The organism is Streptomyces sp. NPDC048338, assembly GCF_043201055.1.
Taxonomy (GTDB): domain Bacteria; phylum Actinomycetota; class Actinomycetes; order Streptomycetales; family Streptomycetaceae; genus Streptomyces.
Map to the genome: position 1 here is coordinate 666,933 of NZ_JBICYQ010000001.1, position 22,476 is coordinate 689,408.

A 22,476-nucleotide genomic window follows, 5' to 3' on the forward strand; every position below is an offset into this window, starting at 1 on the left:
GACGTTTGGGGCCGTCTCGCCGCAACTTCCGGGCCGGATCCACTCCGCTCCGTGACACGGCACACACTCTTCGCCCTGGTTTGTGGTCTCGTGCGGCTTCAGTCTGCCGAACGCGCGGACGAAACGCATGCGCGGGATGGGCGTAAGGTTGCGATTTGACCCCACCAGGCGCCCCACGGGGGTTACCCCTCGGTAGAGATGACGTTTGACACCGACGGGGTACACGATGGACTTCCCGGCCTCCCCGTGGGCTCCACCGAACAGCGAAGGAACAGCGTGGCTTCCGGATCCGATCGCAACCCGATCATCATTGGCGGCCTTCCCAGCCAGGTCCCGGACTTCGATCCCGAAGAGACCCAGGAATGGCTCGACTCCCTCGACGCCGCCGTCGACGAGCGGGGCCGGGAGCGGGCCCGCTACCTGATGCTCCGCCTGATCGAGCGGGCGCGCGAGAAGCGCGTCGCCGTGCCCGAGATGCGCAGCACGGACTACGTGAACACGATCGCCACCCGGGACGAGCCCTTCTTCCCCGGCAACGAGGAGATCGAGCGCAAGGTCCTCAACGCGACCCGGTGGAACGCGGCCGTGATGGTCTCGCGCGCCCAGCGCCCGGGCATCGGGGTCGGCGGCCACATCGCCACCTTCGCCTCCTCGGCCTCGCTGTACGACGTCGGCTTCAACCACTTCTTCCGGGGCAAGGACGAGGGCGACGGCGGCGACCAGATCTTCTTCCAGGGCCACGCCTCCCCCGGCATCTACGCCCGCGCCTATCTCCTCGACCGGCTGAACGAGTCGCAGCTCGACGCCTTCCGCCAGGAGAAGTCGAAGTACCCGAACGGCCTGTCCTCCTACCCGCACCCGCGGCTGATGCCGGACTTCTGGGAGTTCCCGACCGTCTCGATGGGCCTCGGCCCCCTCGGCGCGATCTACCAGGCCCGGATGAACCGGTACATGGAGGCGCGCGGCATCGCCGACACCTCCAAGTCGCACGTCTGGGCGTTCCTCGGCGACGGCGAGATGGACGAGCCGGAGTCGCTCGGCCAGCTGTCCATCGCCGCCCGCGAGGGCCTGGACAACCTGACCTTCGTCGTCAACTGCAACCTCCAGCGCCTGGACGGGCCGGTCCGCGGCAACGGCAAGATCATCCAGGAGCTGGAGTCGCAGTTCCGCGGCGCCGGCTGGAACGTCATCAAGCTGATCTGGGACCGCTCCTGGGACCCGCTGCTCGCCCAGGACCGCGACGGCATCCTGGTCAACAAGCTGAACACCACGCCCGACGGCCAGTTCCAGACGTACGCGACGGAGACCGGCGCGTACATCCGCGACCACTTCTTCGGGGACGACCAGCGGCTGCGCTCGATGGTCGAGGGCATGTCGGACCACCAGATCCTGCACCTGGGCCGCGGCGGTCACGACCACAAGAAGATCTTCGCGGCCTTCGCGGCGGCCAAGGCCCACAAGGGCCAGCCGACCGTGGTGCTGGCGCAGACCGTCAAGGGCTGGACGCTGGGCCCGAACTTCGAGGGCCGCAACGCGACCCACCAGATGAAGAAGCTGACGGTCGACGACCTCAAGCGCTTCCGCGACCGGCTGCACATCCCGATCACGGACAAGCAGCTGGACGAGGGCTACCCGCCGTACTACCACCCGGGTCGCGACTCGGAGGAGATCCAGTACATGCACGACCGCCGCAAGGCGCTGGGCGGGTACGTCCCGACCCGGGTCGTGCGGGCGAAGCCCCTGGACCTGCCCGAGGACGCCACCTACGCGGCGGCCAAGAAGGGCTCGGGGCAGCAGTCGATCGCCACCACGATGGCCTTCGTCCGCATCCTCAAGGACCTCATGCGGGACAAGGAGATCGGCAAGCGTTTCGTGCTGATCGCCCCCGACGAGTACCGCACCTTCGGCATGGACGCGTTCTTCCCGAGCGCCAAGATCTACAACCCGCTGGGCCAGCAGTACGAGGCCGTGGACCGCGAACTGCTCCTGGCGTACAAGGAGTCGCCGACCGGCCAGATGCTGCACGACGGCATCTCCGAGGCGGGCTGCACGGCGTCGCTGATCGCCGCGGGTTCGGCGTACGCCACGCACGGCGAGCCGCTGATCCCGGTCTACGTCTTCTACTCGATGTTCGGCTTCCAGCGGACCGGCGACCAGTTCTGGCAGATGGCCGACCAGCTCGCGCGCGGCTTCGTGCTCGGGGCGACCGCCGGCCGCACGACCCTGACCGGCGAGGGCCTCCAGCACGCGGACGGCCACTCGCAGCTGCTCGCGTCGACGAACCCGGGCTGCGTCGCCTACGACCCGGCTTTCGGCTACGAGATCGCGCACATCGTCAAGGACGGCCTGCGCCGGATGTACGGCCCCGAGGCCGAGGACGTCTTCTACTACCTCACCGTTTACAACGAGCCGATCCAGCACCCCGCGGAGCCGGCGGACGTGGACGTCGACGGCATCCTCAAGGGCATCCACCTCCACCGTCGCGGCGAGACCGGCTCGATCCCCGCGCAGATCATGGCCTCCGGTGTCGCGGTGCAGTGGGCGGTCGAGGCGCAGCGGATCCTGGCCGAGGAGTGGAACGTGCGGGCCGACGTCTGGTCGGCGACGTCCTGGAACGAGCTGCGCCGCGAGGCCGTGGACGTCGACCGGCACAACCTCCTGCATCCCGACGAGGAGCAGCGCGTCCCGTACGTGACGCGGAAGCTCTCCGGAGCCCAGGGTCCCTTCGTGGCGGTCTCGGACTGGATGCGCTCCGTCCCCGACCAGATCTCCCGCTGGGTCCCGGGCGCCTACACCTCGCTGGGCGCGGACGGCTTCGGCTTCGCGGACACGCGCGGTGCGGCCCGCCGCTACTTCCACATCGACGCCCAGTCGATCGTGCTGGCGGTCCTCACCGAGCTGGCCCGTGACGGCAAGGTCGACCGCTCGGTCCTGAAGCAGGCCGTGGACCGCTACCAGCTGCTCGACGTGGCGGCTGCGGACCCGGGCGCCGCCGGCGGCGACGCCTAGGTATCGCCCGGGCAGGACCTGCGTTCCGTCCGGGGACCTCCGCGCGGACGCGCGCCCGCCGAGGGCCTTCCGCGCCGGGCATCCGCCCGGACGGTCGCGAGACGAGCGTCACGCCTGGTGAGGGGCGGTGGGACCGATGGTCCCGCCGCCCTTCGGCGCTCCCTACGATGCCTCGCATGAGGGAACACTGGGAGGCGCGGACCCAGACGCCGCTGCTGGCGCTGGCGGTGGCGTTCGGCATCGCCTACGCCGTACGGATCGTGCTGCCCGACGCGGATCCGTGGGTCCACTCGGTCTGCTCCCTGACCGAGTGGATCGTCTGGGTGGCCTTCGCGCTGGACTACCTCGTCCGCCTGGCCCTCGCACCGGCGAAGTGGGCCTTCGTCCGCGGCCATCCGCTGGACCTGCTGGCGGTGCTGCTGCCGCTCGTGCAGCCGCTGCGGCTGCTGCGTCTGGTCTCCACACTCCTCCTGGTGGGCCGGCGGGCCCGGATGGCCCCGCAGATAACGCTCACCACGTACGTGGCGGGCGCGGTGGTCGGGCTGATGATGTTCGGCTCGCTGGCCGTCCTGCACGTGGAGCGCGACGCGCCGAACGGCAACATCAAGACCCTCGGCGACGCCGTCTGGTGGTCGTTCACCACGATGACGACCGTGGGCTACGGGGACCACGCGCCGACGACGGGGCTCGGCCGGATCCTGGCGGTGGGTCTGATGCTCTCCGGGATCGCGCTGCTCGGTGTGGTGACCGCCAACATCGCCGCCTGGTTCATCTCCCGCTTCGACCGGGACGACGAGGCCGAGCGCCGCCAGACCGAACTGCTCGAAGCGCTGACGCGCGAGGTGAAGGAGCTGCGGGCCGAGGTCGCGCGCCTGGCGGCGCCGACCGGGGTGCCGCCGCAGGGCGACACGGCTACCGCTCCCAGATCTTGAACGCCCGCACCTGGTGGGGCGACTGCGGCACCCAGGTGCCACCGCCCGGATAGGTCTCGAAGGCGCCGGTCTCCGCGCACTCCGCCGACTGGAAGGTGGTGACCGGTCGCCCGGTGCGGTTGGCGAGGGACTGGGCGGTCGTACCGGCCGGGAGCGGGACGCAGCTGTCGATGTCGGTGTCGGACAGCTCGCGGGCCAGGGCCCTGCCCCGGAACTCGGTCCTGGGCCAGAGACAGAGCTGGCCGGGCCCGCAGGCGCCGAGCCGTGGCCCCGGCGCCGCGGTGGTCACGGCACCGGCCGTGGCCGCGGGCAGGGCGGTGAGCAGGGTGGCCGCCGCCAGGGCGGCGACGGTGAGAACGGTCTTCGTACGCATGATGCTGAACCCCCGGAATCGTCACTCTCTGTAATCAGAACTCTGCGGCAGTGACTCTCCGCTTGGGAAGGGGGGCCCGCGCAGGTCCACCCGGACGGGTGACGACCCCGCCGGGCGGGCGACGTCCCGGGTGACGCCGGCCGGACGCCGACGCCCCGCCGAAGGGGCGCGGCTCGCGCCGGGCGCCACGACCCCGCGCACAGGACGGCGGCCCTCCGATCCGCCCCGCCGGACAGGGCGCGGCCCCACCGACGAGCACTCCGGACAGCCCACGGCCCCGCCGGACGAGGTCCGGCGGGGCCGTGGGCGTCTCCGCGTCCGCGCCTCCGCGAGGGGCGGCGCGGACGTCGGTGTGCGACGTGCGGGGCGGTCAGATGTGGGCGGCGCCCGCGCCGGCCTCCGCGTTCTCGCCGCGCTTGGTGAGCGTGGCGACCAGGGCGGCGACGACCGCGACGATTCCGGCGACGGTGAACGCCAGGCCCATGCCGTCCATGAACGTGTCGTGGATGACGCCGCCGATCTTGTCGGACAGGTCGGGGGTCATACCGGGCGCCTTGGCCAGCTCCGGCGGGACCATGCCGAACTCGGCGGCCTGTTCCAGCCGCGGGTCGGCCGGGACCGGGATGCCGGCGTCCTTCCAGTTCTCCGCGAACGCGCCGGAGACCTTGGAGGACATGACGGCACCGAGCACGGCCGTGCCGAGCGCGCCGCCGACCTGCATCGCGGCCTGCTGCAGACCGCCGGCCACGCCGGAGAGCTCCAGCGGGGCGTTGCCGACGATGACCTCGGTGGCGCCGACCATGACCGGGGCGAGGCCCAGACCGAGCAGGGCGAACCAGAGGGACATGGCGAGGGTGCCCGTCCCGGAGGTGAGCGTGATCATGCCGAACATGGCGACGGCGGTGCAGACCATGCCGCCGACCAGCGGGATGCGGGGGCCGAACTTGGTGATGAGCGCACCGGCCAGCGGCGAGGAGACGATCATCATCGCGGTCAGCGGAAGCAGGTGCAGGCCGCTGTCGACCGGGCTGAGGCCCTTCACGCCCTGGAGGTAGAAGGTCACGAAGAACAGGCCGCCCATGAAGGCGAAGGCCATGAGGACCATGAGGACCACACCGGCCGACAGCGGCACGGAGCGGAACATGCCCAGCGGGATGAGCGGCTCCTTGACCTTGGTCTCCCAGAGGGCGAAGAGCAGGAAGAGCAGGATCGCGCCGCCCAGGAAGCCCCAGGTGTTGCCGCTCGCCCAGCCCCAGGAGTCACCGGCCTTGATGATGCCCCAGATGAGGGAGCCCATGGCGCCGGAGAGCAGCAGGATGCCGAGGATGTCGAAGGAGCGCGGGGCGTTCTCGGCGCGGTGATCCTTGAGGATCACCAGGCCGAAGAGGAGCGCGACCACGCCGACGGGCACGTTGACGAAGAAGACGGACTGCCAGCTGACGTGCTCGACGAGCAGGCCGCCGACGATCGGGCCGCCGGCGGTGGAGGCGCCGATGACCATGCCCCAGATGCCGATCGCCATGTTCAGCTTCTCGGCGGGGAAGGTGGCGCGCAGCAGGCCGAGCGCGGCCGGCATCAGCAGGGCACCGAAGAGACCCTGGAGCACGCGGAACGCGATCACGAGGCTGATCGAGTCGGAGAGGCCGATCGCACCGGACGCGGCGGCGAAGCCGGCGATGCCGATGAGGAAGGTCTGGCGGTGGCCGAACCGGTCACCCAGCTTGCCGGCGGTGATCAGGGCGACGGCGAGGGCGAGCAGGTAGCCGTTGGTGATCCACTGGACGTCGGCGAGCGAAGCGCCGAGGTCCTTCTGGATGGCGGGGTTGGCGATGGCGACGATGGTGCCGTCGAGGGCCACCATCATGACGCCGATCGCGACGGCGAACAGAGTCAGCCAGGGGTGGCCGCGCAGTCCCTTCGCCGGAGCCGGCGCGGGGCTCCGGTCGCCCCCCTGACCCTGCGGGGCCTTTTCCACGGTGATCTGACTAGTCATGCCGGAAGGCTAATGTCAGCGACTGACAATTGACAAAGCCATTCACGCGTCGGTAACTGACATGTTGCTCACAGGTACGCTGAGCAGCACGAAGCGTCGGAAAAAGGGCGGAAAATGGACCATGGCGTGACGGCTTCCGGCCTGCGGGAGCGGAAGAAGCAGCGGACACGCGACGCCTTGCTGCGCGTGGCCCTGGAGCTGTTCACGACCAAGGGGTACGAGCACACCACCGTGGACGAGATCACGGAGGCGGTGGAGGTCTCGCAGCGCACCTTCTTCCGGTACTTCGCGTCCAAGGAGGAGGTCGCGTTCGCCGTGCAGCAGATGGTGGAGGAGCGCTTCGTCGGGGCACTCGCCGAACGGCCCGCCGAGGAGGGGCCGCTCGACGCGATGCGCAACGCGGTGCTGAGCTCCTGGGACACCATCGGCGAGGCGGTCATGGAGGTCATCCCCGTCGAGCTGTACCTGCGGACCTACCGGATGATCGAGTCGACGCCGGCGCTCCTCGCCACCCACCTGCGCCGCTCCACCGAGATGGAGGAGAGCATCGCCCGCCTGATCGCCGAGCGCGAGGGCCTCGACGTGGACACCGACCCGCGGCCCCGCATCGCGGTGGCGGCCTTCAGCGGCGTGATGCGGGTGACGGGCCAGCTGTGGGGACGGGGTACCGACCTGACGCTGGAGGCGATCCGCGAACTGACGGAGCGCTACCTGGACCAGCTGGGCCCGGCCCTGGCCCCGCACTGGCGGTCGTAGCGCCTGCCGGCGGGCGCGAGGGGCGCGGCCGTCCACGGTCCCCGTCCGCCGGTCCGGGGTCGCGACCGCCTCCCCGCGGCCGCGCTCCTCCTCCGCCGGTCCGGGGTCGCGACCGCCTCCCCGCGCCCTCGCCCCTCGCCCGCCGGCCACGCGAGGCCGTCGTATGCGGCCGAGCGCCGCTCCACGGACACCGCCCGCCGGGGCGCGCCCGGCCCTGCGGGGCGTGCGCCCGCGCGTACCGAGCGTCACCCCACCTCCTGGGCTCTGTGATCCCCGTCACCCGCCTGCCCGGCGCGCCGGGCGCGTCTCCTAGGGTGTCCCGCAGTGACTTCCTTCGACTCCTCCCCCACCCTTCCGGTCTGGCGCATGCTGCTCGCGCTGGCCGTGGTGTTCGTGCTCCTGGCGACCACCGGCTGGACGACGATCCGGCATCAGCGCGGGCCAGGGGATCCCCGGGCGCTCGCGCTCAGCGCCTGGGCGCGCGACCGCGTCGGTCACCGGGCCCTGCCCGACCCGACCGCCCCGGCCCGGACGATCGCCTCGTTCTTCGGCTCGATAGGCCCGTCCCTGGGCGCCCGGCTCGCCGACGCGCACCCGCTGGTCGTCGGCAACCTCAACGGCGCGCCGGTCACCCTGCGCTACCGCGCCAACCGGCTGTCCCTCACCCGCGCGCTCGCCGCGGAACGGGGTCGCGTCGACGACCCTCGGCTGAACGCGAGCGGCCGCCACGAGGCACTGCGCCGGGTGCACCGGTTCATGTCGCTGATGCGGCGGGACCGGCAGATCCTCGCCTTCGACCCCAGCGGCGCCGGGCGGACGGCCGAGGTGCTCGGCGACCTGGACCGGGCCCCGCGGGTGTCGGTGATCGTGCCGGGCGTCGACACCAACCTCCTCACCTTCCAGAAGAGCCGGCGCAAGTACTCGGCCCCCGCCGGGATGGCGGAGTCGCTGTACGCCGCCGAGCGGAGCGCGGCACCCGGCTCGGACACCGCCGTCATCGCCTGGGCCGACTACACCGCGCCCGTCGGGGTCGGCATCGACGCGGCGATGGGCCGGCTCGCCGAGAACGGGGCCGTGCGGCTGGTGGAGATGACCGACGCGCTCCCCGGCACCTCGCGCGTCAGCCTGTTCTGCCACAGCTACGGCTCCGTGCTCTGCGGGGTCGCCGCGCGCCGGCTCCCGACCCGGGTCACGGACGTCGCGGTGGCCGGATCTCCCGGCATGCGGGTGGAGAGCGCGGCCGGCCTGTCCACCCGGGCCCGGGTCTGGGCGATGCGGGACGCGGACGACTGGATCCAGGACGTGCCGAACCTGGAGGTCGGCGGGGTCGGGCACGGCGCGGACCCGGTGGCGCCGGAGTTCGGGGCGCGGCTGCTGTCCGCGGCCGGGGCGACCGGCCATGCCGGCTATTTCGAGCCGGGTACGGAGAGCCTCGACAACTTCGCCGCGATAGGCGTCGGTGCGTACCAGCGCCTGACCTGCGCGAGCGCCGACAGCGCTTGCCGCCGTGGAATCTCCGGCGCGGAAGTGAACTGACGCGCGTAGAGCGCACGGCATCGCGCCCTCACGCGGGGGGCGACGCACAGGCGTCGGCCGCATACGATGAGGCACATGGGTGATGTGCTGGCCGGAATTCATGCCACCTGGGAGTTCGAGAGCGACGCCGTCGTCATCCGCTTCGAACGGGGGATCCGCGCACCGAGACTCTTCCAGGCGCTGCGCGAAAGACGTATCCCGCACGAGGCGTTGGCGTCGGTGACCCTCGCCCCGGGCAAGCGGGGCACCGTCGTGCTGCACGCCGTGCCGCGGCCGGGATCCGATCCTCTGATGGAGGCGGCGGCGGGCCAGCTGAAGGACGTCTGCGACCCGTACCGGCTGGTGCTGCCCGCCGAGCGCGAGACGCTGGCCGAGTACTACCGGGACGAGCTGCGGTCGGTGCTGGCGGACCGGCCGGGCGGCGCGGACGACGGGCCGGCCGACGGATTCCTGGTGGCGGCCCCGGAGGGGCCGCAGTCCTTCAAGGCGTACGACGGGAAGGCGACGTTCGACGGGAAGGCGGAGGTCGCGTTCCGCTGGTTCTGGACCGGCGCGTCCTCGGAGAAGTGGAAGGCGGGCGACCAGACCTTCCCGGTACGGGAGCTCAGCGGGATCGAGTGGCGCTCGCCGGACGTGTTCGACGGGTACCTGCGGCTGCTGCCCCGCAACGGCGAACCGCAGCACGCGCAGGCCGACCGGGACCCGGCGGCCGTCGTCTTCGGCCTCGGCTACGGCCCGGTCCACGAGTCGCTGCCGTTCGCGGCGTCGGTCCTCGCGGCGATCCGGGGCGCGGGGCGGGCGACGCCCCTGGAGGCCGAGCGGCGCGACCCGGCGGGAATCGCCGAACGGATCCGGCAGCTGGGCGACCTGCACCGGGCGGGCCTGGTGACGGACGAGGAGTTCACGGCGAAGAAGGCGGAGCTGCTGGCCGAGCTGTGACGGGGCGGGACCGGACGCGCGGGACCCGGAGCCGGGACCGGACGCGCGGGACAGGGAGCCGGGACGGGACGGGACGGCGCCCACGGAGGCCGGCCCGTCATACCCCGGTACGAGACCGGGACCGGCCCCTCGGTATGACGCGAGGAGCCGGCCCCGCTGCCTAACCTGAACAGGCCATGAGTACCGAACCCGCCACCTTCCGCGCCCGCGTCGCCCGACTGCTCACACCCGCCGGGGATTCCCTGCAGGCCGTCGGAGTCGCCCTCGCGACCCCGACCCGGCCGGGCGCCCCGCTGCTCGCGACGGCCTCGAAGCGGTGGCTGCGACTGCTGCCGTACGTCGTCGCCCTCGCCTTCGTCGCCTCGCTGCTCCCCTCCACCATCACCGTCCTCGTCAACGACTACGAGGTCGGCGGCGCGTCGGCGGGCGCGCTCGCCGTCGCCCAGACCGCGCCGCTGCTGCTCGCCGTCACCCGTCCGCTCCAGGCGTGGTGGATCATCGGGGCGGCCGACATCGCCGGGGCCTTCGTGACGCTGGGCGCCGACGGGCTCGACGGCCGCGCCTGGCCGTGGACACCACCGGTGGTGGTCGGCTATCTGGCGCTGATGCTCGCCCTGGGGCTGCGCGAGTCGCGCCGGGCCCTGTTCGGGGTGTGGCTGCTGACCGGAGCCGCCGGTCTCGGCCTCTTCCTCATCGCGCCGAAGCACACCAACGGCGTCCAGGTGCTCCTCTTCGTGCTGAGCGGGGTGGTCCTCCTGCTCACCGCGACACTGCGCGAGCGGGGGGACGCCCAGCGGCGGCTGGTCGAGCAGGAGACCATCAGCGAGGCTGAACGCGCCCGCCGGACCCTGCTGGAGGAACGGGCCCGGATCGCACGGGAACTGCACGACGTCGTCGCGCACCACATGTCCGTGATCACGGTCCAGGCGGACTCCGCGCCGTACCGCATCCCCGAACTCCCGGACGCCGCACGCGAGGAGTTCACCTCGATCGCGGCGAGCGCGCGGGAGTCGCTCGCCGAGATGCGCCGGCTGCTCGTGGTGCTGCGCAACGAGGGGACGGAGGGCGAACGCGCTCCGCAGCCGGGGCTCGCCCGGGTGCAGCAGCTGATCGAGGCGACGGTACGGGCGGGGGTGCCGGCCGAACTCTCGCTGGCGGCCGATCTCGGCGACGTGCCGCAGGCGGTGGACCTGTCCGCGTACCGGATCGTGCAGGAGGCGCTGGCCAACGTGGTCCGGCACGCGCCGGGCGCGGCGACCCGGGTGTCGGTGCGGTCCGACGACGGGGCGGACGGCGGAGAGGGCGGACGCCGGCTCCTGGTGCTCGTCGTCAACGGGCCGGCACCGGAGCGCACTTCGCCCCTGGAGGGTTCCGGCACGGGGCACGGGCTGGTCGGCATGCGGGAACGCGTACGGTTGACCGGCGGCACGCTGGACACCGGTCCGCTGCCGGACGGCGGCTTCCGGGTGGCCGCGCGCCTCCCGCTGACCTCGAAGGACACCTCGTGACCATCCGCGTGATCATCGTCGACGACCAGGCCATGGTGCGGGCGGGATTCGCCGCGCTGCTCGCCGCGCAGGCCGACATCGACGTGGTCGGCGAGGCGCCGGACGGGCGGCAGGGCGTGGACGTGGCGCGGTCCACGCATCCGGACGTCGTGCTGATGGACGTGCGGATGCCGGAGATGGACGGCCTGGCGGCGGCGCGCGAGATCCTGAACCCGCCGCCCGGCGTGGTGCACCGGCCGCGGGTGCTGATGCTGACGACCTTCGACGTGGACGACTACGTGTACGAGGCGCTGCGCGCGGGCGCCTCGGGCTTCCTCCTCAAGGACGCGCCGCCGGCGGACCTGATCGCCGCCGTGCGGGTGGTGGCGGCCGGCGAGGCGCTGCTCGCCCCGTCGGTGACGCGACGTCTGATCGCCGACTTCGCCGCGTCCCGCCCGGCGCCGCGCGCGGGCCGGGCCGCGCTGCGGCTCAACGGGCTGACGCCGCGTGAGACCGAGGTACTGGAGCTGATCGCCCGCGGGCTGTCGAACCAGGAGATCGCGGACCACCTGGTCCTCGCGGAACAGACGGTGAAGACCCACATCGGCCGGGTCCTGGCCAAGCTGGACCTGCGGGACCGCGCGCAGGCGGTCATCTTCGCGTACGAATCGGGCCTGGTCACCCCGGGCGACGCGACGCGCTGAGGGCCTGCCGCCGAAGTCCCGCCGGGCTCGCGGCGCCCGGGGACACGGACCGGGCCGTGCGGGGGACAGCCCCACCCCTCGCCGGGGGCCCGCCCCTCGTCCGCCCCCTACCCCGGTAGCACCGCACGGTTGGCCCCCCGGTGTGACGCTCCCTCACCCACCCTCTCCCTAACTTCCTCACGTCATCGACGAGAGAGACGAAGGGGAGGGGCCGGGACATGGGCCGCTACACGAGGACCTTGATCACCGCGGCGCTCACGGTCACCGCGGTCGCGGGGACGGCGGGCTGGGCGTCCGGCAGCGCACAGCAGGCCGTGACGGGGGTGCCCGTCGGGACGCGGGCCTGGATCGCGGACGGGCTGCCCGATCCGGAGCGCATGACACCGGACCGGGTCGGCGACTTCTTCGCCGGACTGACCGACCAGCGGCGCGAGGAGCTGGTCAGGGAGCACCCCTCCGTGGTGGGGAACCTCGACGGAGCGCCCCTCGCCCTGCGGTACGAGGCCAACGCCCGTACCGTCGGCGCCCGGTTCGGCGGCGCCCGGGTCCTCGCGTTCGACCCCCGCGACCGGGGGCAGGTCGCCCTCGTCTACGGAGACCCGGCGACCGCCCGCCACGTGGCCGTGATCGTCCCGGGCTCCGACATCGACGCCGGGAACGTCGCGCCGCTCGCCGCCATGGCGACCGGTCTGCGCGAGGCCACCCACGGCGACACCGCCGTCATCGCCTGGGCCGGGTACACCACCCCCGTGGGCGTCGGTCCGGACGCCGCCACCGGGAGGCTCGCCGAAGCGGGGGCCGAGCGGCTCGTCGGCCTCACGGACGGTCTCGCCGCCGTCGGCACGCCCACCCCGGCCGTGTTCTGCCACAGCTACGGCTCCGTCGTCTGCGGCCTCGCCGCGCACCGGCTGAAGGCCAAGGACCTCGTCGTCCTCGGCTCCCCCGGCATGCGCGCCGCCGACGCCGGTGCGCTCAACACCTCGGCACGCGTGTGGGCCGCCAAGGCCCCGACCGACTGGATCGACAAGGTCCCGCACGTGGAGTTCGCGGGGCTGGGGCACGGCCCGGACCCGGCCGCCCCGGCCTTCGGCGCCCGTCGCGTCGCCGCCGACGACGTCGCCGGGCACGGCGGCTACTTCGCCCCCGGCACCCGGTCCCTCCGCACCTTCGCCGCCATCGCCCAGGGAGACGCCCGATGAGCTCGCGCACGCACGGCACGCCGACGCACGCACCCGAGCGCCGGGAGGGGACCGCGAGAACGGGACGGATCGGGAGCCTGGCCGCCCGGATCGAGGCGCGGACCCCGGCGCACCGCGACCGCGCCGTCGACGGGCTGCGCGCCCTGGCCCTGCTCGCCGTGCCGACCGGGCACTGGCTGCTCGGCGGGTTCACGCTCTCCGCGGACGGGGCGATCCACAACGCCAGCCCGCTGTCGGCCTTCGGCCCCTTCGCCCCGGTCAGCTGGGTCCTCCAGATGCTCGGGATCTTCTTCCTGGTCGGGGGCTGCTCCTCCGTCCTGTCCTACGGCAGGCGCACCGGCTCCTCCCGCGCCTGGCTCCAGGGGCGGATCGCCCGGCTCGGCCGGCCCGTCCTCGGGGTCACGGCCGTGTGGGCGCTGCTTCTCCCGCTGCTCCACCTCGGGTTCGGGGTGCCCGGCGACACGCTGCGGACGGCGTCCACCCTCGTCGTCCAGCCGCTGTGGTTCGTCGGGGTGTACACCGTCGTCACCGCGCTCACCCCGCTCTGCGTCCGCGCCGCCGAACGGGCGGGCGTGTGGGCGGCGGCCCCGCTGCTCGGCGCGGTCGCGGTCGTCGACCACCTGCGCTACGGGCCGTACGCGGATTCCATGCCGTCGTGGCTGAGCGCGCTGAACATCCTCCCCGGCTGGCTCTTCGCCTACCAGCTGGGCGTCTCCTGGGGGCTGGGCAGGGTCACCCGGCGGCACGCCTGGGGTCTGCTCGTCGGCGGCGCCGCCCTCTTCGCCGCGCTCCTCCTCTTCTTCGGCTACCCCGCCTCGATGGTGGGCGTCCCCGGCGAGGCCCGCACGAACTCCCACCCGCCGTCGCTGCTCGTGCTGGCCCTCGCCGCCACCCAGAGCGGACTGGCGGTCCTGCTGCGCGACCGGCTGGGCCGGCTGCTGCGGCGGCCCGCGCTGTGGGCGCCGGTCGTGGTCGTCAACCTGTCGGCGATGACGATCCTGTGCTGGCACCAGACGGCGATGCTCGCCGCGGCGATCCCCGCCTCGTACGCCGGGGAGCTGCCCGGGCTGACCACGGCGCCCGACACGCTCGGCTGGATCGTCGCCCGGCTGGCCTGGATGCCGCTCTTCGCCGGGCTCCTCGTCCTCGTCGGCCGGTACGCGCGCGGCTTCGAGTCGCCATGGGCCGGGACCGGCACGGCCCGCCGGGCGGCGGCGGGGCTGCTGGCGGCGGGGTTCGCGGTCTTCGCGCTGGGACTGGCGTGAACCGCGCGACGCGCCCCGGCCGCACCCGGGTCCCGCCGGGGCGGCGCGACGGGCGAGGTCGCCGGCCGCCCCGTCGCACCGGCCTGCCCCGGGAGCTACTCGCGGGCGGCCGCGGTGGAGCTCATGTCCGGGTACCGGTCGCCCGCCACCTGGCCGGCGATCGGCTCCAGGGCGGCCAGTTCGGCGTCCGTGAGCGAGATCCGGGTCGCCGCCGCGTTCTCCAGCAGCCGGGACCGCTTGCGGGTGCCGGGGATCGGGACGACGGTCAGGCCGTGCACGGCGGACCGCTGCTGGACCCAGGCGAGGGCGATCTGCGCCGCCGTCGCGCCGTGCGCCGCCGCGATCTTCAGCACCGGCTCCAGGAGCGCCGCGTTGCGCACAGCGTTCTCGCCGGTGAATCGCGGCTGGTGACGGCGGAAGTCGCCGCCCGAGAGGTCCTTGGAGGCGTCCGCGAAGGCTCCGGTCAGGAAGCCCCGGCCGAGCGGCGAGTACGGCACGAGGGTGACGCCCAGCTCGGCCGCCGCGCCGACCGCGCTGCGCTCGACGTCGCGGGAGAAGAGGGACCACTCCGACTGGAGGGCGGCGATCGGGTGCACCGCGTACGCCTCGCGCAGCTCCGCGCCGGTCACCTCGCTCAGGCCCAGGTGCCTGACCTTGCCCTCCCGCACCAGCTCGGCCATCGCCCCGACCGATTCGGCGAGCGGCACGGCCGGGTCGCGGCGGTGCATGTAGTAGAGGTCGATGGTCTCGACGCCGAGGCGGCGCAGGCTGCCCTCGACGGCCTGCCGGACGTAGGCCGGGTCGTTGCGGATGCCCCGGTGGTGGGGGTCGTCGGGGCGCCGCTCGATGGCGAACTTGGTGGCGAGGGTGATCTCGTCGCGGTGCGCGGCGACGAACGGCGCGAGGAAGCGCTCGTTGGCGCCCTGCCCGTACACGTCCGCCGTGTCGATCAGGGTGACGCCGGCCTCCAGGGCCGCGTCGAGGGTGTCGCGGGCCGCGGCCTCGTCGGTGTCGCCGTAGAACTCGCTGATGCCCATGGCACCGAAGCCCTGGACACCGATCTCCGGGCCGTCGGTGCCCAGCCGGGTCGTGGGAATCCTGCTCATCGGGTCATGCCTCCCCGTAGTGACTGATCTTGATGTCCAGAACGGCGAGCGTGTCCTGGAGCTCGGCCATGCGGGACACCACGTCCCGCCGCGTGGTCTCCAGCAGCTCGCGCCGCTCGGCGAAGGTGTGATCGCCTTCCCGCACCAGCTCCGCGTACCGCACCATCGACGCGACCGGCATCCCGGTCAGCCGCAGCTTGCCGACGAAGGCCAGCCACCGGAGGTCGCGGTTGGTGAAGCGCCGCTGGCCGGTGTGCGAGCGGTCGACGTGCGGCATCAGCCCGATCCGCTCGTACCAGCGCAGGGTGTGCGCCGTCAGACCGGTCCAGGCGGCCACCTCGCTGATCGTGTAGCGGTCCTGGCCGTCCGGCCTCGGATGGGTCGGAGTGGTGCTCTCGATCACGCTCATGACCTCCACGCTAAAGACTTGGAGTGCACTCGAAGCAAGTAGGTTCATGGTCCCAGTAGGCTCGGGTGCATGCAGAGCCTGGCGATGATCGAGAACTGGCCCGTCCCCACCGCGGCCGCCGCCGTCGTACGCGCGGACGGCACCGTGACCGGGTCGCACGGCCCGACCGGACAGCGGTTCCCGCTGGCCTCGGTCACCAAGCCGCTGGCGGCCTACGCCGTCCTCGTCGCGTACGAGGAGGGGGCGATCGACCTCGACGAGCCCGCCGGGCCCGAGGGCGCCACCGTCCGCCACCTGCTGGCCCACACCTCGGGCCTGGCCTTCGACGAGCCGCGCGTCATGTCCGCGCCCGGTGCCCGCCGGATCTACTCCAACACCGGCTTCGAGGTGCTCGGCGACCATGTCGCCAAGGCGACGGACATCCCCTTCGCCGAGTACCTGCACCAGGCGGTCCTGGAGCCGCTGGGCATGGCGGCGACGACGCTGGACGGCTCGCCCGCGAAGGACGCGGTGTCGACCGTCGACGACCTCGTGCGGTTCGCCGCGGAGGTGCAGGCGCCGCGGCTGCTCGACGCGCGGACCGTGCTCGACGCGATGACGGTCACCCACCCCGGTCTCACCGGCATCCTGCCGGGCTACGGGCACCAGCGGCCCAACGACTGGGGGCTCGGTTTCGAGATCAGGGACTCCAAGTCGCCCCACTGGACGGGGTCCGGCTCCTCGCCGCGCACCTTCGGGCACTTCGGCCAGTCGGGCACGTTCCTGTGGATCGACCCCGACGCCGCCGCCGCGTGCGTGGCCCTGACCGACCGGCCCTTCGGGCCGTGGGCGGTCGAGGCGTGGCCGCCGTTCACCGACGCGGTGCTCGCCGAGCTGCGCGGCTGACCCCCGCGGGGGCCCGGGCGCCCCGCGGCCTCAGCCGCAGTGGGCGGGCGGGAGCGATCCGTCGGTGCCGACGAGGGTGACGAGCGCCTGCCCGGTCGGGCTCACGGCGTAGGCGGCCGTGCAGACGATCTGCTGGACGGCGACCTCCTCCAGGTCGTGGACCAGCAGCTGCGTCGACAGCCGGATCGCCGGGAGGCCGTCCGCGTCCGCGTCCGTGTCCGCGTCCTGCCTGGCGCGGTCCATGATGAACCCGTGCTTCTCGGTGCGCGGCACCGGGACCAGGGAGTCGAGCCCCGCGGCCCGCTCCTCGGGCGTCGGGCCGTACTGGAGCTGGGCGAGGATCTTCTCGGTGGCGATCCGCGGCCGGTCCGCGGCCGGCCCGGCACCGCCCGAGGAGCCCGGATCGGGCGAGCCCTCGCCCGCGTCGCCGACGGCGCCGCCGTCCAGCACGCCCTCCTCCGGCCCCGGCGGGTCCACCCGCCGGGCGACGGGCACCAGACCGCCGGCCCGGTCCACGAAGAAGAGCAGGATCCGGGACGACGGGGACGGCTGGACGGCGATCGTCGCCGCGTCGCCGGCCTCGACCACGTCGCTCTTCTGTATGCCGCAGCCGCCGAGCACGGCGGCCAGCGCCAGTGCGGCCGCGGCGGTCCGGGTCCGTCCGGGGTTCACAGCGGGATCCTGAGGGTGAAGACGGCACCGCCTCCGGGCCGGTTGGCGGCCTCGACGGTGCCGCCGTGCAGCCGCGTGTTCTCCAGGGTGATGGCCAGCCCGAGGCCGCTGCCGGACGAACGGGTACGGGCCGGATCGGCCTTGAAGAAGCGGTCGAAGACATGGGGCAGCACGTCCTCGTGGATGCCGGGCCCGTGATCGGCGACCTCCGTGACCAGCCAGGATCCCTCGGTGGAGAGGCGGACCGTGACGGGCGGGCGGCCGTGCCGCAGCGCGTTGCCGACCAGGTTGGCGACGATCACGTCGAAGCGGCGCGGGTCGAGGCGCGCGCGAATGCCGGACGGGAGGTCCGTGTCGATCGTGTCGGCGTCGGTCCAGCGACGGCTCTGCAGGGTCTTCCGGATCGAATCGGCCACGTCGACCTCGTCCGTGTGGAGTTCGGCGGCGCGGGCGTCGAAGCGGGAGATCTCCATGAGGTCCTCGACGAGGTCGGCGAGCCTGCCTGTCTCGGCGCTGATGAGGCGCACGGCCCGGGCCGTGTCGGAGTCGAGCCCTTCCGCGTCCTCGTCGAGGACCTCGGTGACGGCCAGCATCCCGGCGAGCGGGGTGCGCAGTTCGTGCGAGACGTCGGAGGCGAACCGGCGGGCGCGGGCCTCGGCGCCGCGCAGTTCGGCGACGGAGCTCTCCAGTGCTGCCGCGGACTCGTTGAAGGTGCGTGCCAGGTCGGCGAGTTCGTCGGTGCCGCGGGCCTGGATACGGGTGTCGAGCTCGCCGCGCCCCATGCTGTGCGCGGCCCGGCGCAGTTCGCGCACGGGGCGCAGGACGCTGCGGGCGGCGAGGAGGGCCGGGACGAGCGCGACGAGCAGCGCGGGCAGGGCGCCGTCGCGGGCGGCGGTGACCATCGCCTCGATGTTGGCCTCCTCCTCGTCGAGTTCGAGGACGGCGTAGAACACCAGGCCGGTGCGGTGGAACGCGGTGACGCGGGGGGACGGCTGGAAGACGGCGGGCACGGCGATGGTGAGGTACGGGGTGCCTCCCCGCAGCACCCGCTGGAAGCTGCCGTGCGGGGTGCCCTGGGCGCGGGCGCGCAGTTCGGGGGTGATGACGGTGGAGGTCGGACGTTGGGCCGAGGAGACCCGGACGCTGCCGTACTCGGCGTAGACCATCCAGGGCCGGGGCTTGCCCAGCCGGGCGATCCGCTGCAACTGGACGGAGAGCGCGGTCTGGTCGACGGGGAGCGGCGTCTCGAGCCGGCCGATCTCGTCGCGGAAGGCGGAGACCGCGGTGTTCTGGGTCTGTTCGAGGATGGCGTTGCGGGCGGCCCGGTAGGTGAGTGCGGCGGTGGTGCCGCAGCCGACGGCGGCGACGAGCAGGAAGGCGAGGACGAGCCGGGTCCGCAGTCCGAAGGGCCGGGCCCACCAACGGCGGGCGGGCGGGCCGGTGCGCTCGCGCGGGGCGCGCCTCACAGCGGTCCGAACCGGTAGCCGAAGCCGCGCAGCGTCTGGATGTAGCGGGGCGTCCCGGGGGTGTCCTCGATCTTGTTGCGGAGGCGGCGGACGCAGGCGTCGACCAGCCGGGCGTCACCGTGGTAGCTGTGCTCCCAGACGTGTTCGAGGAGCTGCTGGCGGCTGAAGACCTGCTCGGGGGCCGCGGTCAGGTGGAGCAGCAGCTTGAGTTCGGAGGGGGCGAGGGCCAGCCGTTCCCCGGACTTGGCGACGGTGAGCCCGGCCCGGTCGACGGCGAGGTCGCCGTGGAACTCGATGGCGGGCCGTCCGCCGCCGGGCTCCTCGATTCGGCGCAGCACGGCGCGGATGCGGGCCTCGATGACCTCGGTGCGGGCGGGTTTGACGATGTAGTCGTCGGCACCGGCCTCCAGGCCGACGACCACGTCGAAGTCGTCGCCGCGGGCGGTGAGCATGATGATCGGCAGCTGGCTGGTCTCCCGGACCCGGCGGCAGACCTGCACGCCGTTCATGCCGGGCAGCATCAGGTCGAGCAGCACGAGGTCGGGGCGGAACTCGCCGAGCGCGGTGAGACCGGCCTCTCCGGTGGCGGCGGCCCGCACCTCGTGTCCCCGCCGCCGCAGGCCGAGTTCGACCCCTTCGCGTACGGAGGGGTCGTCTTCAATGAGGAGCACGCGAGGCATCTGGCGAGTATCCCAAGAGTGTGCGAGCGCCCTCCCCGTGGGGAGGGCGGACGGAACCGCTCGCGGCTGCGGGCCGGAGCGGTGGACGGCGGGGCGCGGTACGGGACGGACGGCGGGGAGGTCGGGTCAGGGGCGGCGGGCGAGGCCGCGCAGCCGGCCGGTCGTGCCCGTCAGCAGGGTCTGGAGCTCGGTGAGCCGCAACGGGCGGGCCAGCAGGGCGAAGACCCCGAGGACGGCCAGGGCGCCGGCCGCGTCCGCGGCGACCGCTCCCGCCGGGCCGACCGCGTCGGCGACGAGCAGTCCCGTCCCGGCCGCCGGGACGGCCGCGGCCAGCAGGCGGGCCAGCGCGGGCAGGGCGCGGGGGTGTGTCCGCTCCGTGCCGGTGCCCAGCCGCCGGGCGAGGGCCCAGGCCGTCAGCGCCCAGCCCGCCCACAGGGCGGTCGAGTACCCGGCGGCCATGCCCGCCACCGCCCAGTGCGCCGGGAGCAGCGCGTAAGCGGTCACCGACAGACCGGCGTTGAGTCCGGCGATCACCAGGTTCAGGAAGAAGGGGGTACGGGTGTCCCGCAGGGCGTAGAAGGCGCGGGTGCAGACGTACTGGCCGGACAGCGCGATCAGGCCGGGGGCGAAGGCCATCAGGATCCAGGCCATCGCCCGGACGTCGTCGGCGTCCGTCCTGCCGTACTGGAACACCGTCGCCATCAGCGGCGCGGCCAGTGCGAACAGGGCGCACGCGGCCGGCACGATGCCCGCCGCGCTCGTCCGCAGCGCGTACGAGACGTCCCGCCGCACGCCCGCCAGGTCACCGTCGGCCGCCGAGCCGCTCATCCGGGGCAGCAGCGCGGTCACCAGGGACACGGTGACGATGCCGTGCGGCACGGCCCAGAGCAGGTAGGCGTTGTTGTACGCGGCGAAGCCGAAGCCTCCGGCGCCGCCGCCGGCTCCCGCCTGTTGTCCCGCCGCCGTCGCGAGCCGGGTCGTCACCCAGTAGGCGGCCTGGTTGGTGAGGACCAGCAGCACCAGCCAGCCGGCCGAGCGCAGGGGCGCGGTGAGCCCGCTGCCTCGCCAGTCGAAGCGCGGGCGCCAGCGGAAACCGGCCGCGCGCAGGGACGGTGCGAGGGCCAGGGCCTGGAGCGCGATGCCCGCCGTGGTGCCCCAGCCGAGCAGGGCGGTCTCGCCCGGGGTGAGCGCGCCGCCGCCGGTCGTGGCGGTCACCAGGTAGAGCGCGAACACCGCGATGACGACGAGGTTGTTGAGGACCGGCGTCCACATCATCGCGCCGAACCGGCCGCGCGCGTTGAGGACCTGCCCCAGCAGCGTGAAGAGTCCGAGGAAGAAGATCTGCGGCAGGCAGTACCGGGCGAACGCCACGGTCGTCGACTCCTGCGCGCCGGTGTAGTCGGTGTAGGCGTCGACGATCGCGGGCGCCGCGAGGACGGCGCCGGCCGTGAGGGCCAGCAGTGCCAGTACGCAGACGGTCAGCAGCCGGTCGGTGTAGGCGGCGCCGCCGTCCTCGTGCTCCTTGGCCGCCTTGACCAGTTCGGGGACGAAGACGGCGTTGAGGGCTCCGCCCAGGAGCAGCATGTAGACGATCGTGGGCACGGAGTTGCCGACCGCGTACCCGTCGGAGACGAGTCCGACGCCGAGTGCCGCCGCGACGACGGCGGAGCGTACGAATCCGGTGGCGCGCGAGACGAGGGAGCCGGCGGCCATGAGCGCGCCGCTCCGCAGCACGGAGGAGCCGGTCTTCGCGGGCGCGAGGGCGGTCGCCGTCATCGACGGGCCAGGTAGGCCTGGAAGGCCCGGTACAGCGCGTGGTTGGTCGTGCCGTTCAACGGTGTCTCCCACTCCCCCAGTGTCTCGACGGCCTGCCCGCCCGTGCCCAGCTTCCAGCGGAGCAGGCCGTGGGCGCGGTCGCCCGGATCGAGAGTGGAGGGTATCCCGCGCATGTCGTAGACGGCCGCGCCGTGCGCGTGGGCGTCGAGCATCATCCGCCACTGCAGGGCGTTGGAGGGGCGGACCTCGCGGCGGTGGTCGGCGGAGGCGCCGGTCTGGTACCAGACCCGGCCGCCGACGGTGATCATGGTGTGGGCGGCGAGGATCTCGCCCTCGTGGCGGGCGAGGTAGAGCTTCATGCGGCCCGGCTGCTCGGCGTTGAGGACCTCGTACTGGCGCTGGTAGTAGGTGAGCGAGCGGCCGAGGCGGAACCCGTCGCGCTCCTCGGTGATCCTCAGCAGCCGGTAGAACTCCGGCAGGTCGGCGGCCGAGCCGATGACGGTCTCGACCCCGGACTTGCGGGCCTTCCGGACGTTGCGCCGCCATTCCTGGTTGAGGCCGTTCCAGAGGTCGTCGGTGGTGCGGCCGGCGAGCGGGACCTGGTAGACGAAGCGGGGCTGCGCGTCGGCGCCGTCCTCCGAGTCGCCGCCGCAGCGGCGCCAGCCGCGGGCCCGCAGCCGTTCGGCGACGGCGGTGCCGAGCGGGTCGACCTCGCTGGCGAGGACGTCGGCCAGCTTCCGGCCGGGCCCGGTGCCCGCCTTGAGGGTGGCGGCGTCCCAGCGGCGGAAGGCGGGCGTGGGGCCGATGCGCACGGCGAAGGCGCCGGCGGTCCGCAGATGCCGCAGCAGCGGGGTGAGCCAGCCGTCGAGGTCCGGTGCGGACCAGTCGGCGACGGGCCCCTCGGGGAGGTACGCGAAGAACTTGCGGGTGCCGGGGAAGGGCCGCAGCAGGACGAGGGCGACTCCGGCCGGCTCCCCCGACTCCCCGTCCCAGCCGACGAGCTGGTGCCGCCAGCCGTCCTTCACCCGTGCCCAGGAGGGGAGTTGGAGGAAGCTGGGGCCGTCCGCGCCGGTGGAGCGGGAGGTCAGGAAGGTGCGGTACGCCTCGGGGGTGACGATCCGAAGTCGCGTATCCCGCACGGTGGGTGCGGCCGTCACGAGCAGCGCTGACACAACGGGAGCCTCCTTGTTCCGCCCCTCGTTCGGGGGGCGCACAGGATGCTCACAGCCGACTTTGACCGGTCCGCGCGTCGAATGTGACCGGACGATGACCGTTCCGCCATAGCCGTC

General features: G+C 73.3%; 19 protein-coding genes. 10 read left to right on the forward strand and 9 right to left on the reverse strand.

What is annotated here, in order from left to right; genetic code table 11:
- Positions 1–276: 276 nt before the first annotated feature.
- Together aceE and ACGFZF_RS03075 are read left to right on the forward strand one after the other, a co-directional pair.
- Positions 277–3,009: a pyruvate dehydrogenase (acetyl-transferring), homodimeric type gene (gene aceE, locus ACGFZF_RS03070; RefSeq protein ID WP_393550763.1), complete on the forward strand. Its 2,733-nt coding sequence runs from the start codon at positions 277–279 to the stop codon at positions 3,007–3,009.
- A gap of 167 nt (positions 3,010–3,176) precedes the next feature.
- The gene (locus ACGFZF_RS03075) at positions 3,177–3,941 is read left to right on the forward strand and encodes a potassium channel family protein (RefSeq protein ID WP_393550764.1); all 765 of its coding nucleotides are present in this window, start codon (positions 3,177–3,179) and stop codon (positions 3,939–3,941) included.
- On the opposite strand, the gene ACGFZF_RS03080 is transcribed toward ACGFZF_RS03075, so the two are convergent.
- Both ACGFZF_RS03080 and ACGFZF_RS03085 read right to left on the reverse strand, forming a co-directional pair.
- Entirely contained in the window at positions 3,922–4,314 is a 393-nt protein-coding gene (locus ACGFZF_RS03080; protein ID WP_393550765.1) for a peptidase inhibitor family I36 protein, read from the reverse strand. The genes ACGFZF_RS03075 and ACGFZF_RS03080 overlap by 20 nt on opposite strands.
- 370 nt (positions 4,315–4,684) lie before the next feature.
- The gene (locus tag ACGFZF_RS03085; protein ID WP_393550766.1) at positions 4,685–6,307 is read right to left on the reverse strand and encodes an MFS transporter; all 1,623 of its coding nucleotides are present in this window, start codon (positions 6,305–6,307) and stop codon (positions 4,685–4,687) included.
- 114 nt (positions 6,308–6,421) lie between these two features.
- On the opposite strand from ACGFZF_RS03085, the gene ACGFZF_RS03090 reads away from it, so the two are divergent.
- The 7 genes from ACGFZF_RS03090 (at position 6,422) to ACGFZF_RS03120 (ending at position 14,193) form a co-directional block, all read left to right on the forward strand.
- Positions 6,422–7,063, forward strand: a complete 642-nt coding sequence (locus tag ACGFZF_RS03090; protein WP_393550767.1) for a TetR family transcriptional regulator — start codon at positions 6,422–6,424, stop codon at positions 7,061–7,063.
- Between the two features lie 324 nt (positions 7,064–7,387).
- Positions 7,388–8,599: an alpha/beta hydrolase gene (locus tag ACGFZF_RS03095; protein WP_393550768.1), complete on the forward strand. Its 1,212-nt coding sequence runs from the start codon at positions 7,388–7,390 to the stop codon at positions 8,597–8,599.
- A 75-nt stretch (positions 8,600–8,674) separates the two neighbouring features.
- On the forward strand, positions 8,675–9,538 hold the full coding sequence (locus ACGFZF_RS03100; RefSeq protein WP_393550769.1) for a DUF4429 domain-containing protein: 864 nt from the start codon (positions 8,675–8,677) through the stop codon (positions 9,536–9,538).
- 176 nt (positions 9,539–9,714) lie between these two features.
- Positions 9,715–11,046 (forward strand): sensor histidine kinase, encoded by a 1,332-nt coding sequence (locus tag ACGFZF_RS03105; RefSeq protein WP_393550770.1) that lies wholly within the window; start codon positions 9,715–9,717, stop codon positions 11,044–11,046.
- Positions 11,043–11,729, forward strand: a complete 687-nt coding sequence (locus ACGFZF_RS03110) for a response regulator transcription factor (protein ID WP_356598425.1) — start codon at positions 11,043–11,045, stop codon at positions 11,727–11,729. Before ACGFZF_RS03105 ends, ACGFZF_RS03110 begins: the two co-directional genes overlap by 4 nt.
- Positions 11,730–11,947: 218 nt before the next feature.
- On the forward strand, positions 11,948–12,928 hold the full coding sequence (locus tag ACGFZF_RS03115; RefSeq protein WP_393550771.1) for an alpha/beta hydrolase: 981 nt from the start codon (positions 11,948–11,950) through the stop codon (positions 12,926–12,928).
- The gene (locus ACGFZF_RS03120; protein WP_393550772.1) at positions 12,925–14,193 is read left to right on the forward strand and encodes an acyltransferase; all 1,269 of its coding nucleotides are present in this window, start codon (positions 12,925–12,927) and stop codon (positions 14,191–14,193) included. Before ACGFZF_RS03115 ends, ACGFZF_RS03120 begins: the two co-directional genes overlap by 4 nt.
- Positions 14,194–14,288: 95 nt before the next feature.
- On the opposite strand, the gene ACGFZF_RS03125 is transcribed toward ACGFZF_RS03120, so the two are convergent.
- Together ACGFZF_RS03125 and ACGFZF_RS03130 are read right to left on the reverse strand one after the other, a co-directional pair.
- A complete protein-coding gene (locus tag ACGFZF_RS03125; RefSeq protein WP_393550773.1) occupies positions 14,289–15,299 on the reverse strand; it encodes an aldo/keto reductase in 1,011 nt (336 codons plus the stop codon).
- Between the two features lie 4 nt (positions 15,300–15,303).
- Positions 15,304–15,708 (reverse strand): MerR family transcriptional regulator, encoded by a 405-nt coding sequence (locus ACGFZF_RS03130; RefSeq protein WP_393550774.1) that lies wholly within the window; start codon positions 15,706–15,708, stop codon positions 15,304–15,306.
- A gap of 69 nt (positions 15,709–15,777) precedes the next feature.
- Between ACGFZF_RS03130 and ACGFZF_RS03135 the strand changes: the two genes are divergently transcribed.
- On the forward strand, positions 15,778–16,593 hold the full coding sequence (locus ACGFZF_RS03135; protein WP_393550775.1) for a serine hydrolase domain-containing protein: 816 nt from the start codon (positions 15,778–15,780) through the stop codon (positions 16,591–16,593).
- A 30-nt stretch (positions 16,594–16,623) separates the two neighbouring features.
- On the opposite strand, the gene ACGFZF_RS03140 is transcribed toward ACGFZF_RS03135, so the two are convergent.
- From ACGFZF_RS03140 to ACGFZF_RS03160, 5 genes are all read right to left on the reverse strand, one after another.
- Complete coding sequence (locus ACGFZF_RS03140; RefSeq protein WP_393550776.1) at positions 16,624–17,265, reverse strand: hypothetical protein; 642 nt, start codon at positions 17,263–17,265, stop codon at positions 16,624–16,626.
- Positions 17,262–18,731, reverse strand: a complete 1,470-nt coding sequence (locus ACGFZF_RS03145) for a sensor histidine kinase (RefSeq protein WP_393550777.1) — start codon at positions 18,729–18,731, stop codon at positions 17,262–17,264. The genes ACGFZF_RS03140 and ACGFZF_RS03145 overlap by 4 nt, the downstream gene beginning before the upstream one ends.
- A complete protein-coding gene (locus ACGFZF_RS03150; protein WP_393550778.1) occupies positions 18,728–19,411 on the reverse strand; it encodes a response regulator in 684 nt (227 codons plus the stop codon). The genes ACGFZF_RS03145 and ACGFZF_RS03150 overlap by 4 nt, the downstream gene beginning before the upstream one ends.
- Before the next feature lie 126 nt (positions 19,412–19,537).
- Entirely contained in the window at positions 19,538–21,187 is a 1,650-nt protein-coding gene (gene murJ / locus ACGFZF_RS03155; RefSeq protein WP_393550779.1) for a murein biosynthesis integral membrane protein MurJ, read from the reverse strand.
- Positions 21,184–22,359: a lipid II:glycine glycyltransferase FemX gene (locus ACGFZF_RS03160; RefSeq protein ID WP_393550780.1), complete on the reverse strand. Its 1,176-nt coding sequence runs from the start codon at positions 22,357–22,359 to the stop codon at positions 21,184–21,186. Before ACGFZF_RS03160 ends, murJ begins: the two co-directional genes overlap by 4 nt.
- Between the last annotated feature and the right edge of the window lie 117 nt (positions 22,360–22,476).